General features: G+C 50.3%; 14 protein-coding genes. 2 read left to right on the top strand and 12 right to left on the bottom strand.

Annotated features, from left to right (window positions below):
* Positions 1-33 precede the first annotated feature (33 nt).
* The 10 genes from ACLHG7_RS06615 to ACLHG7_RS06570 form a co-directional block, all read right to left on the bottom strand.
* Positions 34-1,119 (bottom strand): hypothetical protein, encoded by a 1,086-nt coding sequence (locus ACLHG7_RS06615; RefSeq protein WP_410210242.1) that lies wholly within the window; start codon positions 1,117-1,119, stop codon positions 34-36.
* A 37-nt stretch (positions 1,120-1,156) separates the two neighbouring features.
* On the bottom strand, positions 1,157-2,038 hold the full coding sequence (locus ACLHG7_RS06610) for a hypothetical protein (RefSeq protein WP_410210241.1): 882 nt from the start codon (positions 2,036-2,038) through the stop codon (positions 1,157-1,159).
* On the bottom strand, positions 2,035-2,244 hold the full coding sequence (locus ACLHG7_RS06605; RefSeq protein WP_114899964.1) for a hypothetical protein: 210 nt from the start codon (positions 2,242-2,244) through the stop codon (positions 2,035-2,037). Before ACLHG7_RS06605 ends, ACLHG7_RS06610 begins: the two co-directional genes overlap by 4 nt.
* Positions 2,245-2,324: 80 nt before the next feature.
* The gene (locus tag ACLHG7_RS06600) at positions 2,325-2,912 is read right to left on the bottom strand and encodes a hypothetical protein (RefSeq protein ID WP_410210240.1); all 588 of its coding nucleotides are present in this window, start codon (positions 2,910-2,912) and stop codon (positions 2,325-2,327) included.
* Positions 2,902-3,822 carry a hypothetical protein gene (locus tag ACLHG7_RS06595; protein ID WP_410210239.1) on the bottom strand — a complete coding sequence of 307 codons (921 nt, stop codon included), beginning with the start codon at positions 3,820-3,822 and terminating at the stop codon, positions 2,902-2,904. Before ACLHG7_RS06595 ends, ACLHG7_RS06600 begins: the two co-directional genes overlap by 11 nt.
* Positions 3,819-5,429, bottom strand: coding sequence for a hypothetical protein (locus ACLHG7_RS06590; RefSeq protein WP_410210238.1), 1,611 nt, complete (start codon positions 5,427-5,429; stop codon positions 3,819-3,821). The genes ACLHG7_RS06595 and ACLHG7_RS06590 overlap by 4 nt, the downstream gene beginning before the upstream one ends.
* Positions 5,422-5,820, bottom strand: coding sequence for a hypothetical protein (locus tag ACLHG7_RS06585; protein WP_410210237.1), 399 nt, complete (start codon positions 5,818-5,820; stop codon positions 5,422-5,424). The genes ACLHG7_RS06590 and ACLHG7_RS06585 overlap by 8 nt, the downstream gene beginning before the upstream one ends.
* The gene (locus ACLHG7_RS06580) at positions 5,817-5,999 is read right to left on the bottom strand and encodes a hypothetical protein (RefSeq protein ID WP_410210236.1); all 183 of its coding nucleotides are present in this window, start codon (positions 5,997-5,999) and stop codon (positions 5,817-5,819) included. Before ACLHG7_RS06580 ends, ACLHG7_RS06585 begins: the two co-directional genes overlap by 4 nt.
* Before the next feature lie 101 nt (positions 6,000-6,100).
* On the bottom strand, positions 6,101-7,348 hold the full coding sequence (locus ACLHG7_RS06575; RefSeq protein ID WP_410210235.1) for a P22 phage major capsid protein family protein: 1,248 nt from the start codon (positions 7,346-7,348) through the stop codon (positions 6,101-6,103).
* A gap of 59 nt (positions 7,349-7,407) precedes the next feature.
* Positions 7,408-8,238 (bottom strand): hypothetical protein, encoded by an 831-nt coding sequence (locus tag ACLHG7_RS06570; protein WP_410210234.1) that lies wholly within the window; start codon positions 8,236-8,238, stop codon positions 7,408-7,410.
* 386 nt (positions 8,239-8,624) lie between these two features.
* Here ACLHG7_RS06570 and ACLHG7_RS06565 point away from each other — a divergent pair, with 386 nt between their 5' ends.
* Together ACLHG7_RS06565 and ACLHG7_RS06560 are read left to right on the top strand one after the other, a co-directional pair.
* On the top strand, positions 8,625-9,053 hold the full coding sequence (locus ACLHG7_RS06565; RefSeq protein ID WP_410210233.1) for a hypothetical protein: 429 nt from the start codon (positions 8,625-8,627) through the stop codon (positions 9,051-9,053).
* A 152-nt stretch (positions 9,054-9,205) separates the two neighbouring features.
* Positions 9,206-9,652 (top strand): hypothetical protein, encoded by a 447-nt coding sequence (locus tag ACLHG7_RS06560; RefSeq protein ID WP_410210232.1) that lies wholly within the window; start codon positions 9,206-9,208, stop codon positions 9,650-9,652.
* A gap of 21 nt (positions 9,653-9,673) precedes the next feature.
* Here the strand turns inward: ACLHG7_RS06560 and ACLHG7_RS06555 are convergent, their stop codons facing one another.
* Together ACLHG7_RS06555 and ACLHG7_RS06550 are read right to left on the bottom strand one after the other, a co-directional pair.
* Positions 9,674-10,366, bottom strand: coding sequence for a glycoside hydrolase family 73 protein (locus ACLHG7_RS06555; RefSeq protein WP_410210231.1), 693 nt, complete (start codon positions 10,364-10,366; stop codon positions 9,674-9,676).
* Between the two features lie 79 nt (positions 10,367-10,445).
* Positions 10,446-12,608 (bottom strand): portal protein, encoded by a 2,163-nt coding sequence (locus tag ACLHG7_RS06550; protein ID WP_410210230.1) that lies wholly within the window; start codon positions 12,606-12,608, stop codon positions 10,446-10,448.
* Between the last annotated feature and the right edge of the window lie 31 nt (positions 12,609-12,639).

The raw sequence follows: 12,639 nt of genomic DNA, 5'->3' as shown, positions 1-12,639 counted from the left end.
GTGGTCCTTTGCTGGGGTAATGGAAGAGACTGTCTATTTCGTCGAGTTCGTCGAGAAGAAATTAGCTGGCAATGGCTTGGGCATATTTGATTGCCCATAAAGATCGGGGTTGATGAGATTTAGCCCATTGGATTGGATGTTGGGGAGATTGTTGCTGGTTGTGGACGGTAATGCTGGAGAGCCGAAGGACTTACCGCCGCCCGCAGCAAGTGAGGTGCCACCCGTAAAATAAGCAGCAGCCATTTGACCGGCGAGATTCATCATGTTGCCAGCGCCCTGCCCGCGTGCGTTAGCTGAACCGATGGTGCCATTGGCGATGGCTTGGGCAGCGTCGTTGAGTCCAGTCGAACGTGCGCCCGCCGCACCTAAAATTCCCTCTGACTGGGCATTGGCTGCACCTAAGATGCCTTGGGAGTTGGCGTTGGCTGCACCGAGCTGTCCGGTGTAGTAAGCATTGCCGATACCGATCTGGTTATTGCCGATGTTGGTGGCATTTTGATAAGCCATATTGCCCATACCTTGGGCGAGACTTTGACCGTTTTGCGCAAGGCCTGCCAGTCGATTAAAGCGATTGGCTTGGTCGCTGCTATAGCGGTTATAGGCATTTTGGTACTCTTGACTGGCAAGGTTACTGTTGTTGTTTTGCAGGGCTTTTAGGGTGGCGCCCGACATGAGACCACCGCCTGCGGCTGCGCTTTGCTGAATGCCATTCATGCCTTGTTCAAGACGAAACTGATAGCCAGGATCGGCGTTAAAATCAGTGGCGCCAAAGGATCGGGTCAGGCTGCCGTCGCTTAGGCCTTGGGAGAGTTGACCGGTAGCCTGATTACCCAGATTGTTGTACGGCTGCAGGAATCCCAAGGCGGATTGGTAGCCTTGATTCAAGGTGTCGTTGGCATTGTTATAGCCATTCACCTGTGCCGCTGTGCCTGTGCCATAGGCATCTTGCAAACCCTTGGCGGCTTGGGTGGCGGCACCCGATTGAATCCCTGCGGATTGGTTGTAGGCCGCGGCTTGTTGTTCTGCGGCTTGGCGTGCCGCGTCGGCCTGTGCTTTGGCGGCTTGTGCGGCGGCATTGGCTTGATTGGCACCGGTCAGGCTGCCTAAGAATCCACCCATGATTGTGCTCCGATGTGATGATCTTGATGTGATGTGTTTAAGGACTGATGAGGTAGGTAAAGGTAAACGTGCCTGAGATGGCGTTGATCAGGCTATGCACTTGGATATTGACGGTGCCATCTGTGGTGCACACGGCATGGGCAATGACGGCTTCGGTCGCCAAGGTAACAAAGGGTTTATTCGCTACGATCATGAGCTGCGACGTGGTTTTGACGTCGGCATCCAAAAACGAGGTGCTAAAGTTTTTGGCCGCGGTTGCACCCAGATTGACATCGACCGTTTTCATAATCGGTGCCAGACGGCGGGCTTCAAGCGCGGCTAGGCGTGGTGTGGTTGCCGTTTTAAACGTCTCTAAATCGGTTAATCGTGTGCTGGCGGTACTGTCAAAACTTTCAATTGCGGCGATGCGTGACTCGTGGTTGCTGTCATGCGCTTCTAAAGTGGTGAGGCGCGTGGTGTGATTGACACTGGTGTTTTGTAGGGTGCCCAGCCAGTTTTGCGTGGTGGCTTGGGTATTTTTGATTGCAGCAATGTCGGCTGAACTGTCGCTGATTTTATTGACTTTTGTGGTAAGACTGGTCAGCGCTGACTGGGTTGTGTTGCTACTGGTTTCAAGAGCGCTGATGCGACTAATGCTGCTGGTCAAATCAGATTGAGTGGCTTTGCTGGTTTTAAGTCCATCGACATCATCCCGCAGGGTGTTGATACGGCTGGTTTGGCTGTTGTTGGTGGTGTTGGCCAGATTAGCGGCATTTTGGGCCGTGGCGGCGGTCGAGAGCGCTTGCTGGGCGGTGGCTAATGCGGCTTTGGTGCTGTCGCTCGATTGATTAGAAAGACCATCGAAGTAAAGCAACCACTTGGCACTACAGCGCCCACTCTCCAGCGCAATCGGGTCATAGGCGGGAATACCACTGCTCATGATAGCCGCGCCTCGATAATGACGATGTTGACCGGATCGGTGCAGCGCACGCGAAACACCCGATCACGTGCCGCACCCATGCGGCGGGTTTCCACACGTTTACGATATTCGCCAACATTGCCGAGTGGCAGTAAGCGGTTGTTTGACCAGGTGTGCCCATAGTCATCGGACCAACTGACCATGAGTTGGGCTTCATCAGTTTGCATCATGCTTCTCCTTACTTAAACCCATAAAAACTGAGACCCATAAAAAAGCCCACCAAAGGGGTGGGCTTTGATTTTGGAATTTAAAGTTCATCGGCAGGTTTACGTTCAATTTCGATCTGGATGCGCAGTTTGTTGTTCATCCCGACCCGTCTTAATACATTGCCTTCGACTGGGCCCAGTGGGTATTCCACCCCAAAGCGATCGCGCTGCGCTCGGAAGAACAGGGAGCGATCTTTAAGATAGAACATCAGTACATCGGAGGCACTGGACTGGGATGGACGTTTGTCATCAAGGCAAAGTCTGGGATTGGTGATGCCTAAGAAAACGGTGGTGACTTGCGCACCGATTGCGGTGTTATACCAGTAGAGTTTCGGGACATTGTTCTGCACATAGGCGATATGCGGACGCATGTTCTGATCAAATGCCAATGCTACTTCGGTGATGCGCTGACCGGTAATCAGTTCAATCGCAGGGGTGTTCGGCGCACTGACCGCAATGCCTGTACGGGTAATGGTCGCCGTCCACGTTTGGACTTCGAGTCCCTGACTGCTGTTGTTTAAGGCGATACCTCCAAGCTCAGTGTCGGTGGTATAGCGGAACGGGGTGCTGTCGGGCGCAATAAACTCACCCGTGATGGACGTGGTCAAGAGAGTTTGGTTAGGGAGCATTGCGACGGGACCAGGAAAATGTCATCGTGATGGTCAGTGATTTGGTATTGTCTTTGGGTAAAGGCGGATTAAAACTGGTTTGATATGCACCTAAGTAAGTATAAGTAGCAATGCAACCGATTCCCCCTGGCACATTTGCATCGTTTAGACTACTCGGTATTGTCAAAACCAAACTGTAAGTCCCATTTGAATAGACTCCCCATGTTGCAAATGAGGTAGTACCTCCTTGAGATCCTGTAGGTTGTGCCGTTATCGCTCCAAGACTAGAAGACGATGGATAACAAGATGAGCTGAAAGCTCCATATGGTTGGGCAAAACCTTGATTGATGAGAAGAGCACCCCATAGTACATTTGTAACAACTGCAGACCGCGTTGTGCAAATCGTACTGATACCATTCACATTTATTGTTGATACAATATCATTTAAAGAGGGATAAAGACGTAACTCATAAGTGACATCAAGGAATTCGTTTGCTAAAACGGTAATAGTAATCGGATTGCCATTATTATCTTTTATCAAAGATCGAGAAAACAATGCTGTGGCCGTACTAATATTTCCTGTATTATCCCAACCTACACCAACTTCAGACAGATTCCCTGCTGCAATTCCTTGGCCAAATCGATACGTTTTTCTACGCCACCCATAATACGGCGCTGTTGCTTGTGCCCCATAGTTATCCGATTGAATCGTATTCGTGGAAGCAATTTTATTATCCAAGGTTGTTTGTGAAGAGATCGGAGTCGAACTCCCACTGCCAACACGGCAATCACGCCCATATTGTTGTATAGGCATCGCATTAAGCCCAGAATCTAAAATAAGATTTTCAAACTCTGCCAGAAAGCGCTCATTGCCCAGCTCATCAACCGCAACCATTTTAAAATGACCTGACATTCCAACATTTAGCTTCATGATAAATTGATCCCTGTAATAGATGATGCGGTATCGAGATACTCTGTATCCATCGACGTTTGAATTAGTTGTGTTTGAATTGCAATGGAAGTCACCAATACACTGGTATCGACAAACTCAGCTCCTGCATCATAAGCACGGTAACTGACCAGAGTTGGAAGCTGAATATCGGTGATGGATGCGCCTGTATCGATAAATTCCAGACCCATTTCATAAGTGCTATAAGAAACCAGCCTGAGTAGTTGAATATCGTTAATCGCCGCACTTGTATCTAAATATTCAACGTTGTCTGGTGAAATCAGTAAATGAATACTCGAAATCACTGCACTGGCTGCACACTCCTCCACCACCATCACCGGATACATCTGACTGGTGTAGCCCTTTAAAATGGGCTGATCAGGATTTTTTTTTTGCTTGGGATTACCTGTTTCACAGACAATCTCTAAGCGACTATAGCGGCTCATCGTCCCACCCGTTTCGACCACCGGACAGGTGCGCTCGCGGGTGATGACATTGCCATCATCACTATAAGTCTTGGGATCTAGGGCATAGATCTTGCCGTTGCTGTAGTCACCGACATAATGCGTCTCGTTGAAAAAAGCATGAACATGCGCCCGATGGCGATCATGCTGCCCCTGACGATTCGTCCAGGAACGTTGGTGCCAAAGCTGTGTGGTCGCATCAAAGACAAAGGTAGTATTCCCCGACGGAAAACTGATGACATAAAAAGAATGACCATTTTGCTGATAGGCATAGGCCACGGCATCTTTTAGTGTCGGATAGCTACTGATTTCCGCTTCAATCGCATGGTTGCTAATGCGTTCAGGCATGCCTCCGCTGCCCATCATGATCTGCCCAGAACCGAACTCGGTGACCGCAAGCCAGACCACACCTGATCCAAAACGCACTACCGAATTCGCTGCCGCGCAGCCGATTTCCAGCACGCCGCCAGGCATCCGGGCAAAAGGCAGATTAATATCCTGATTAGAGTAATAGCGTTCTGTAGTTTGTGTACCAAACATCCAGATTTCGCGCTGAAACTCGACCATCGCCACCATTGGATCGGGGCTGGCTTCGGCTGTGGCATAGGAAGCCCCATCGATATTGGTCGAATACAAATCAGTCCAGACAAAGCGATCCGATTTCTCTTTGTTCAGAACAAAACGGCCATCCAAAAACAGTACGAAAGATGAACGCGGAATGTTGGAGCCTTGCAGGGTAGTTAACACCAGCGTCTGTAAATCCAGAACCTGATTGGTTGAACCATTAACGATCATGGCGACCGTGCCGTTATCGGCAATCGAGACCAGACCCAGACCCATGATGGTGCCCGGAATCTGAGTCAGATTTAATCGCCCAGCAGGACTGTGATAGAGCTTCTTGCCGATTACGGCCAGCAGCGCACCATTGGACAGCACGCGCAGAGCGCGGACTGGCGCCTCATCTCCGAGAAATGACCGCACCAATCCCGGGGTCGGGATCAGGGCGGAAACCCGTGTGCCATTCGGCACCTCAATCGCTTGCGGATACCAGTTAATGGTATTTTGACAATCAATCACGAGAGACGATGACTGATAGGCCGGCCCGACTACCGGTAGATTAGCCATAGTAGCGCCCTCGCAGATGACGACTCATCCGGCGCAAAGTCACATCGCCTTGGGTTTTCATTGGACTGGTACTGTCACGCCGCACTGCTGATAAGCTATTGACTGCAAGCGCTTGGAGTTCCGTTGCAGGCTCCAGTGCATTGTCGAGGCAGATTTGCACAGCCAGGTTATACATAATGGCAGAGGCGTAACCGTCGGGCAGATACAGGGTATCCAGCACCTTGACGTTCTGCGGTAAAAAGCCCGAACGGATCGTCAGCGCCCAGCCATCCAGCAAGGTATTCAATGCCTCTAGTGACTCCTGCTCTTGACTTGCGTTCAGGTTTTCACCAGATGCGATGAGGTTTGCCTTGCGTGCTGCCTCCCGAAGCAAGGTCAAAACAGGTTTCATGATGGGCTGCCTAAGTCAGAATTGAAGGGAGTCGGATCAGTAAGGGCCGTTGCTTCAACTGGCTGTAAATCAGCAAAATCTTTAAATCCCGCTTTGCGGGCTTTGTTCTCTGCACTTTTATCAGCCACAATGCGATAGTCATCAGGCGACTGATAAAGGGCCTTGGGGTATTCGAGCATGTCTAAAATCCTTGGGCTAAAGGGTGATCGGTAGACCAGAGATGACAAAGCCACCCGAAGATGGCTTTGTCGTTTTTCACAAGGGAAACGTCAGTCCGTCCTTACAAGCCCACACCAGTACGCACGCCCCAGTTATTGCGTACGCCAGTAAAGCCATACAACACATCCAGACGCGTGCCTTCAAAGTTATTCACCCCGTCGCCAAAGGTCATACAACGGATAGCAAAGGTGCCCGCATCAAAGGTGCTCCCGACACAGCCCGCCAGTAACTTCTGCGGTACAAAGGCAGCCGCATAGGCATCGCCCTGATAGGCCAGACCTTGCTCGATGGTCTGGTTAGCTGCACCCACGAAGGTCAGACCGGTACCAGACGCAGGAGATGCCGTCACGTTGGCATTGGCCTGACCTTGTGGGGTGATTTTTGGATAGATCGACAATGCACCCGTCGTACCGCCCATCGTCGCATCCGCCAAGACCACAAACTGCATCTGCACGCCCGTATCCTGCTTGGTCAACGGATGGAGCATGTTCACGCCGGTTAAGGTGAAGATCATGCCCGCTTTAAAAATCGTGCCATTGGTCACGCCGCCAATTGCCAATGTACCGCCCGTTTGCGAGGCACCCGATACGGTGACACCCGCAACCTGCGTACCATTGGTCGAGCGATACAGTGATTGATGCTCATGAAAATCAAAGCCGGCATAGCGACCAATCCAACCTTCGGTGTATTGCTTGGCAAGGTCTTTTTGCGAATTAAACAATTGACGCGATGCCGATACCAGACCGACGTTCATATTGCTGGTGATCAGCGCTTTACGGTTGTCATCTGGACACAGGTTGCGCTGTAGAGCTGCGCGTGCGTAGTCATACGGCGACAGCGTAGTCAGCGGTCCAGTGTTGGCGACAAAGTTATTGGTCAGCGTGATCGCACGTTGCAACATGTCCGCTTCCACCACCGACACCAGCGCTTTGACCGCCGGTTTTAAGATGCGCTCTTTGTAGCCGCCTTTGGCGTTGTATTGACCAAACTTGAGCGCCTGTTCGACCGAACCAAACTTAAGACCCACATGCTTTGGGGTATCCACTTTTAGCAGGATGGTTTCTTCCACCGCATTTTTGGCGGCATCGGTGGGTGACCAGACATCACCATCGGTGACGACCGGTGTCGGTGGAATCTTGATGCGTACCGATTCACCCGCGGTATAACCGCCGCGGTCTTTGCCGAACTCTTGTTCGCGGTCGCGGTTGATGGATTTGACGAAGGTGGATTCCTCTAGAAACATCACTGCCGCATCTTTAGCGATGATGTCATGGGTAATCAGGGTGTTATTTGAAGTAGGCAATGCCATGTGTTGAATCCTCGATTAAGATCAATGTGAAAGTCAGTTTAAAAAAGCGGTTTAAATCCCTAGCGCAGCCCCTTCGCCGCCAGAAAATCGCGATCACTCATCTTGTAAGGATCGCGCTTAGCAGAGGCATTGCTGGACACGGGGCTGATAGGTTTGGGCAGGTGCGCGGCCTGCGGGGTATGCTGGCGGCGACTGCCCTGTTTGACGGCGGCACGGATTTCACCTAAACGCATGAGTTGCTCAAGCGGTGGCATCTCCAAGAAGTCACTAAATTCATCCAAGTCCTGACCCAGCTCATACAAGAGCGCGGGCGCAACGTCGCTTTGTAAAATCACATCGCGAAGATGAGCAGGCAATCCATCATCACCCACCAGCACGCTAAGGTTATTCACCACATGCTGGTAGTCCGGATTTTCCTTGCTGAAGCGTGATTCCGCCTGAACAAAACGCTGCCCTACTTCAGCCTGTGCAACCGCATAACGCTGCTGCTCAAACTGATGGGAGACCTTCTGATACACTTGCCGGGTCGCATACTCCTCCAGCGCATGCTCATAGTCGGTCAGCGTATCGAACCACTCGATCATCGGACGACCATCCTGCGGGCTTTGCTGCACTGGCTCCTCATAGCGTTGGCGTAACGCTTGAGCCACACGCTCCGCCTCCTCGGCACGGCGATCCGACTCATAACGCATGCGCGTCAGTTCAGCAATGCGCCGTTCGATGGCAGGCGGTTTGACTGGTTTCGGCTGTTCCTCCTCAAGCTCGTCATCGTCTGCATCCAAAGACTCAGCATGTAAGGCCTCAAGTTCAGGCGCCTCTCCAATCTCACCGCTGACGTCAATCGGAGAGTCGAGGGCTTGATCTAAGCCTGCGTTTTCGGTTGTATCCATATCGGTTTCCTTTTAGCCCTGAATACCGTCAGGTGCGGTGGGTGATGCGGGTGTTACGGCAGCCATGGGGTGCGCGGGATTCTCGATCTGACCGTCATCGAGCGCGAAAGGGTATGACATGTTTAGAGATGTTCCTTGCGGTATCCCCTGTTGTGGTAGATGCGGTGGCATAGGAGCTTGTCCCTGTTCTGGCGTAAAAAAACCCGCTGGGTTAGCGGGCTTTGTTAAAGGGTTAGGCTGATGTTTATAAACAATATTAATCACTAAGATACATGTATTTATTTTAAACAATGTTATAGTTGGAGAAACTAAGAAAGACAGCACCAACTGGGATGGAACTATTTACCCAATGGTTAAGAAGATCGTCAATATCAAGGAAATATGTCATGGAAAAACAGGTCATGAAAAGATTGTTCACTCTCCTATTGCTGTCACTGATCGCCGTAAATGCACAGGCAGAACCAAAACTTTTAAGTGAAACTCGGCTTTTCACCGAGATCGCAAAAGACTGTCATCCCGTCGATCTGAAGAACTGGTCACACCCCACACTCAAGATTCTAAAAAAATATCATCTAAAATTAGATGCCCTAGATCTGTGTAATAACGACACCTATCCGATCTTTTACACAGTTTTAAAATATGATCCTGGTGTAGGGGCAACCAATTCTTTTTATAAGCCGTTTGAACGTGACATGACTATCGCCAATAGTTGGTACTCGTATTCCGTAGTTGACAGAGAAAACAAACAAATGCTGAACATCAAGGTCAATAAAAAACCGCCTTCCATTGCAGAAGAGTATGACGCTTATTATTGACCTACCCCCCGATCAAACGCACTATCGAGTGCGCTGACCAATATTTATTTTAAACAATGTCATAGTTGGTGAAACTAAGAAAGACAGCGCCTACTGGAATGGGCTCATCCACTCCATGGTTAAGAAGATCGTCAATATCAAGGAAGCACGTCATGGAAAAACAGGTCATGAAAAGATTGTTCACACTCCTCTTTCTGTCACTGATCGCTGTAAATGCACGGGCAGAACCCAAGCTTTTAAGCGAAACTCGACTTTTCACCGAGATCGCAAAAGACTGCCACCCTGTGGATCTGAAGAACTGGTCACACCCCACACTCAAAGTCTTGAAAAAATATGACCTGAAATTAGATGCATTAGATCTGTGTAACAACGACACCTATCCGATCTTTTACACGGTGTTTAAATATGACGTTTCCTTCAATTATGAACCCTCTCTCATGAGAAACAATCATTACTTCCTTCCCCTTGAATATGATATGGCTCGTGCAAATAGTTGGCACTCCTATTCAATCGTTGATAGAGATAGAAAAGAAATGCTGAACATCAAGGTCAACAAAAAGAAACGTTCCACTCAAGATGAGTATGACCGTTATTTTTGATCTAAACCCCGATCAAACGCACTATCGAGTGCGCTGACCAAAGTAACGACTGACATCATCGGGATCCTCTGGATTAATCCCTTGTCGCTGCATTCTCATCCACTCAATGGCTTCTCTTTGCGCGCCAGATAGTCCTGAAGTATCAGGAGCAGTCCGTGGGTTAGGCTGGTAACCTGACACTGGATCGTAGGGATTACTGCTACGATCAAAAGCAGCCTGTGGATTGATGCCCACCCCTTTTAGAATCCCTGTGAGTTTCTTTGCATAAATAGCATCGGTTCCATACGATGCTTTTTGCAATGCGTTTGCAATATCTGCGGACGACACACCAGATTGGAAGTATCCTGCCCTCGCGTATCGCCCATTTTCTCGAGTAAATTTAACTCGATCAGCCATGCTCGCATCGATACTGTCGTAATCCCTGAACTTATCAGGCATAGCCGTACTCCGCCCATTCACGTACTCATGGGTATTTCGAACAGTTCCAGCTTCATTTCCTCTCGCTTTAATGCCAAAGAGGTTATTTTTGCCAGATGGGCTGCTCCCCCAACCCGATTCTAGTGCCCACTGAGCAGCGATGATTTCTGGATGAGGATCGCCTGCTCTTTGTGCCGCGTTCAGCACATCATAGAATCTCGATACTCGTTTTTCGTAGTCAGATCGTTGATCTTCACCGTCATCGGATGCAAAGGATTGGTTGGAATTAGGTTCCATAATTTTTCCTCGTGTTTAAAGCGTTGATGTTGCTTTGTGGCTAGACAACAAACATGTTTAATAAGAACTCATGCTCACATCACGGATTGATGACATCCGCTTGTTCTTGCCCGCCAAGATCAGACTGCATCAGATCTTGATTGACCTCGGCAGCCAATGGCGCGGGCACTTGCATATGCTGCAACATCAGCTTCACCGCATTGGTCAGCTCGTTTAAATTCTCTTTCGACTCATTGTTCATCTGCGCAATTGCCAGCTTGACCTGCGCATCCATTTCCGCCAATTGCGCCTTATGATTCCGCTCGGCCTGCTTATCCGCAACTGCTGCTTGTAATTGCTGCAACTGTTGCTGGAGCTGCTGGACAGTGGTATCCGCCTGCTGAAGATGCTGCTGCACCTCAGGTGGCAGTGGCGGTTGTCCATTGGCTCCGGGTGCATTGGGATCATTTTTGAGTTGTGGGGGAATCGAACGCTCGACACGATCAGCAATCTCAGCGATACCCACCCCATCCAGCGAACGCAGGATCAGATCACCCGCCTTTTGCATTAAGGAAGGATCAGCACGCACGAGCTGTTGCAGCAAGCTTGCCGTCTCTTGGCGCTGGGTGTTGTAGTTAGCGCCGGTCTGCATCCGCACATCATAACGACCCACAGTGAGATCATTGAGCCAACCATTTTTACTTACGGTCTGGCCTTTTTGCAGCGGCTGCCCGGGCATCATCGGTTGATTTAAAGTCACGGTTTGCGGCTTGCCGTCATCGCCAATAATGCGCTTGATATGCTGCTCGGTATAGAACGCCTGATACTGCGGAATCAGAATGCGTCCGACTTGGGCAATTGATTTATTGAGGTTATCGGGAAAGTGAAAGTTCGAAGTTTCCTGCTGGTTTTGCAGCTTGCCAATGGCAATCCCCGACTGATCACTTTGCGCAGAACCCATCGCTGGAGCGTGCATGTTTAGCACATCGACTATCGACTGCTGCGCGCCCATCGCGGCATTCAGCACACCAGACGGTGAGCCGGGAAAACCCACCCGTTGCGGTGATGGCAGTTGTTGTCCAGTCTGGTCATCGCGATAGTTGTAGTGCAGTACGCGCAGTCCTTTAGGGTTCTTCCACTCCTCCTCATAGCCTGCGATCTGCTCAACTGCCGCCACATACGGCGCATCGCTCATCTCGGACAGTTGATGGGCTTCGGTGGATTTCCAGTAGTTAAACAAGCGCGCAGGATCTTTGGCAAAGTGCACCAGACTAAACACATGGCGGTCTTCACCGATCCATGTCACCTCCCCATACACGGGCACCACCGGAATCAGTTGACCGACAAAAATGGTGCGATCCAGTACTTTATTGCCCGAAACCTTGTACCAGTTGATGACCTTTTTGGCCGACTTGCGGGTCTTGATTACCTGCTCACCAGCAATCACATCGCTCTTCCATTTGGTCGAGCCATCACCGAGCAAGCACAGTTCCTTTTCTTCCTGATCAAGCGTGAAGTACTCCGCCACCAGCACTTTCTTATCGCTGATGTTGTACCAAGACGCCATATCGGAGAGATCGCTATCAAAGTCACGCACGGCATCATCGCCATGCTCTTTGATCAATTGCTCTTTATCGACCCAGCTTTTTACCAATGCGCGGGAGTTGTCACTGCCATCCAGCGCCTTGGACATCGGGTCGATGTAAACCGATTCAGTGTTATGCACTGCGACGATGCGTGGCTCTTGCTCAAAGCTGTCCTCACTCACGTAGTCGGTAATCACACGGATAAAACCCATGCCGCCATATACGGCATTTTCCGCTGCCGCGTCATACGCTGACTCGGCATCGCTCACCACTTCGGTATCTTTGACCAAGCCTTTGAGGGTTTTGGCGGTTTCGATATCGGCGTAGGAATCCACTGGCACTGGCTGGATTTGCGGGCGGTTTTGTCGTTGGGTATTGATCTGCTGGCGGCAGTAGGTGCGCGCTAGGTTGATCTCAAGGCTTGGCAGGTTGTCTTCGTCACGTTCTTTTTTGGCGACCGCATCCCACTGGGCGCCGTCGATGGTGACAAACTCTTTGTCCTCGCGGCCTTTGGCGTAAATCGGATTCCAGTAGTTTTGTGCTTCGGTCAGGAAGTCCCGAATCTCCGCCAGTATCTCGTCATCGGTTTTTTGCTTGGGTCTGGACGTTGAGGCGTCATCGTCTTTTTCCACATCCAGATCGCTGTCGGGATGATCGAATGATTGGGCTGGGTTCATTGGGGGCTCTCGTTCGCTATCGGATAGTGTT

Source organism: Aquirhabdus sp. (assembly GCF_046462495.1).
Taxonomy (GTDB): Bacteria; Pseudomonadota; Gammaproteobacteria; order Pseudomonadales; family Moraxellaceae; genus Aquirhabdus.
The sequence above is the reverse complement of the archived record's forward strand: the minus strand, read 5'-3'. Positions and strand labels throughout refer to the sequence as shown.

What these genes read in the sequence shown, in the direction of transcription:
- ACLHG7_RS06615 (WP_410210242.1), bottom strand. Translation starts at nt 1,119, where the DNA reads ATGGGTGGATTCTTAGGCAGCCTGACCGGTGCCAATCAAGCCAATGCC.
- ACLHG7_RS06610 (WP_410210241.1), bottom strand. Translation starts at nt 2,038, where the DNA reads ATGAGCAGTGGTATTCCCGCCTATGACCCGATTGCGCTGGAGAGTGGG.
- ACLHG7_RS06605 (WP_114899964.1), bottom strand. Translation starts at nt 2,244, where the DNA reads ATGCAAACTGATGAAGCCCAACTCATGGTCAGTTGGTCCGATGACTAT.
- ACLHG7_RS06600 (WP_410210240.1), bottom strand. Translation starts at nt 2,912, where the DNA reads ATGCTCCCTAACCAAACTCTCTTGACCACGTCCATCACGGGTGAGTTT.
- ACLHG7_RS06595 (WP_410210239.1), bottom strand. Translation starts at nt 3,822, where the DNA reads ATGAAGCTAAATGTTGGAATGTCAGGTCATTTTAAAATGGTTGCGGTT.
- ACLHG7_RS06590 (WP_410210238.1), bottom strand. Translation starts at nt 5,429, where the DNA reads ATGGCTAATCTACCGGTAGTCGGGCCGGCCTATCAGTCATCGTCTCTC.
- ACLHG7_RS06585 (WP_410210237.1), bottom strand. Translation starts at nt 5,820, where the DNA reads ATGAAACCTGTTTTGACCTTGCTTCGGGAGGCAGCACGCAAGGCAAAC.
- ACLHG7_RS06580 (WP_410210236.1), bottom strand. Translation starts at nt 5,999, where the DNA reads ATGCTCGAATACCCCAAGGCCCTTTATCAGTCGCCTGATGACTATCGC.
- ACLHG7_RS06575 (WP_410210235.1), bottom strand. Translation starts at nt 7,348, where the DNA reads ATGGCATTGCCTACTTCAAATAACACCCTGATTACCCATGACATCATC.
- ACLHG7_RS06570 (WP_410210234.1), bottom strand. Translation starts at nt 8,238, where the DNA reads ATGGATACAACCGAAAACGCAGGCTTAGATCAAGCCCTCGACTCTCCG.
- ACLHG7_RS06565 (WP_410210233.1), top strand. Translation starts at nt 8,625, where the DNA reads ATGGAAAAACAGGTCATGAAAAGATTGTTCACTCTCCTATTGCTGTCA.
- ACLHG7_RS06560 (WP_410210232.1), top strand. Translation starts at nt 9,206, where the DNA reads ATGGAAAAACAGGTCATGAAAAGATTGTTCACACTCCTCTTTCTGTCA.
- ACLHG7_RS06555 (WP_410210231.1), bottom strand. Translation starts at nt 10,366, where the DNA reads ATGGAACCTAATTCCAACCAATCCTTTGCATCCGATGACGGTGAAGAT.
- ACLHG7_RS06550 (WP_410210230.1), bottom strand. Translation starts at nt 12,608, where the DNA reads ATGAACCCAGCCCAATCATTCGATCATCCCGACAGCGATCTGGATGTG.